The organism is Kitasatospora sp. NPDC091257, from assembly GCF_044757675.1.
GTDB lineage: Bacteria > Actinomycetota > Actinomycetes > Streptomycetales > Streptomycetaceae > Kitasatospora > Kitasatospora lactacystinica.
On record NZ_JBIVVI010001294.1, the window covers coordinates 1 to 2,436 of the forward strand.

The window sequence follows — 2,436 nt, forward strand, 5'->3', positions numbered from 1 at the left end:
CGATCACCCTTGCGGGTGGTCGGCCCGGCTTTTTCGCGTTTCCGGGCCGGGCCCGGGCCCCGCCGGGGCCGCCCCCGGTCCCGTTCCCCCGACCGGCCGGTACGGCCCGCCGGCGTGGCCGACGGCCCACTCGGCACCGTCGGTGCCGGGGGGTATGGTGATCACCGTCGTCGAGGGCGGCGCCACCACGGCTTCTGTAACGCCGGGGGGCTCCGGGTCGATAGACAGGTCGAGGCCCGCGCCGCCGGCGGGCCCTTGACGAACCTGGCGCGGCGCGCGATTCTCAAGGCGCGAGTCCGCCCGGTTGGTTCGCCACTGGATGCATAACCAGTGGCTCCGGCGGGAAATGACTCCACGTGAGTTAGAGCAGTACCCGGTGGGCGCCCGCGCTCGCCGGCTACCGGGAGGAGTCTCCGATTCGGTCTCCGAATCAGAGCTGGACAGCAGTGTCGCCATTGGCTACACTGTCCCTTTGCGCTGCCTGTTAGCTTCTCCGTGACTCGTCGCCCGGAGTTTGCGTTGCCCGACACCTCCGCTTCCCGGTCGGAACTGATCGTTTCGAGTCGGCTCAGGGCCCGAAGCCGGGCGCCCGAGGGCTCCGAAGGGGGTGCCGCACCGTATGGCCGCAATCGACATCGCGCGCGCTCACGCCCAGGTGGTGCTGCGGATCCGAGGCCTCGCCCGGGCCGCCGCCGCCCTGCCCGCCGCCGTGGCGGTGGTCCTGCTCGCCGGCCGGTTCACCGGCCGGATCGGCGCGCCCGGGGCCGCCGACGCCGCGGGCTGGGACGCCGCCCGCTGGGCGGTCTGCGCGGTCGCCGCGCTGACCCTCGCGGTGGCCGGGCTGACCGCCCGGGCCCTGCACCGGACCGTCCCGCCGCGCACCCCGGCCGTCCCGCTGGAGCGCGCCGAGGCCCCCGAGCTGTACCGGCTGATCGGCGAGCTGGCGGATCGGCTGGAGGTGCCCGCGCCCTCGGCCGTGGCCCTCACCCCGGACTGCGACAGCTGGCTGGAGGACGTCCCGCCGAGCCGGCGGACGGCTCCGCCGCGGCCGGACCCCGGGGCGCCCGCCCCCGTCCTGGTGATCGGCTCGCCCTTCCTGTGGTGGATGCGGTCCGGTGAACTGCGCGCCCTGCTCGCCCCCGTGGTGGCCGGCACCGCCGCCTCCGCCGACCCGGAGATCGCCGCCGCCCGGCGCTTCCTGCGCAGCCTGGACGCCTGTCTGGACTCCGGCGCCGGCGCGGCCCCCGGTCTCGGCGGCGCCACCCTGGCCGCCCCGCCCCGGCCGCCCCGGCGCGGTCCGGCGGCGCTCGCCGACCGGATCGTCCGCAGGGTCGTGCGCCGCCTGCTCGGCGCCTGCCGGGGCCACTCCGCCGAGCTGGAGCGCTCGGTCGCGAGCTGGGCCTCCGAGCAGGCCAGGACGGTCGACTACGGACTGCGGATCGCCGCCCAGGAGCAGGTCGGCCTGGCCTACGCGGGCTGGGACCGGCTGCTCACCAGGGTCGCGCTGCCCGCCTGGCGGCTCGGCCGCCACCCGGCCCACCTCAACGCCGGCGTGGTCGCCGCGCTCACCGAGCTGTCCCGCCGCGACCGGCTGGCCGACGGCTACGGCAGCCGGCTCGGCGACCGCCCCGCCTGCGACCTGCTGGAGGAGCCCGGCACCGTCGACCGGGCGGTCTCCCGGCTCGCCGCCGACCTGTTCTTCGGCCGCCCGGCGGCCGGCGCCTGGCGCGAGCTGGAGTGGGCCGACTACCCGGCCGAGGTGGTGGACGCCGGCTGGCGGGCGGGCGCCGCCACCCTGCAGACCGCCCTGGACCGGCTCGCCCCGCAGTCCCGCCCCGGCGCCCCGACCCTCACCCGGCTGCTGGGCCGGCTCGCCGAGGGCGACGGAGAGCTGCTGGCCGCCGCGCTCGCCGCCCAGCTGGCCCGCACCACCGCCCCGGCCCCGCTGCTCGAACCCGACCGCAGCGGCCGCGACCTGCTGGTCGAGCACGTCACCGCGATGGTCTGCTGCGCCGCCGTGGACACCGCCGGCGGCGCCCCCGGCCTGGACTGGCTGGACGGCCCGGTGCTGCTGCTCGGCGGGGTGCGCCGCACCGACCTGGCCGGTCCGGTCGCCCAGGCCGTCGAGCAGGGCCAGGACGGTCCGCTGCGCGCCTGGCTGGACGCCGCCGACGTCCGTCTTGAGAAACCCGTGCGCCTCTGACGTCCCGGGTGTCACAGGAGGGCGCTCGGCACCGCCGCACGCGCCCCCAAAAGGGTCGGCCGCGGGGCGTCTTCGCAGGCCGGAGGCCCCTCCCGGGAGGCGCGCGAGATTCCCCGCACCAATCGCTACCGGAGGGTGACGCTGCGACAGCAGTCTGTGGTGTATTAGACCGCACGCACATCCGGGGGGCACGTGCCAACCGGGCGGAAGTGCACCTGGGAGGGGCGCGTGGG

1 protein-coding gene is annotated in these 2,436 nt (G+C 77.1%); it reads left to right on the top strand.

The genetic code is table 11. The annotated features are described in order from the left end of the window. Nucleotides 1-619: 619 nt before the first annotated feature. Nucleotides 620-2,203 (top strand): hypothetical protein, encoded by a 1,584-nt coding sequence (locus ACIQOV_RS37475; RefSeq protein ID WP_401055255.1) that lies wholly within the window; start codon nucleotides 620-622, stop codon nucleotides 2,201-2,203. Nucleotides 2,204-2,436: the final 233 nt, after the last annotated feature.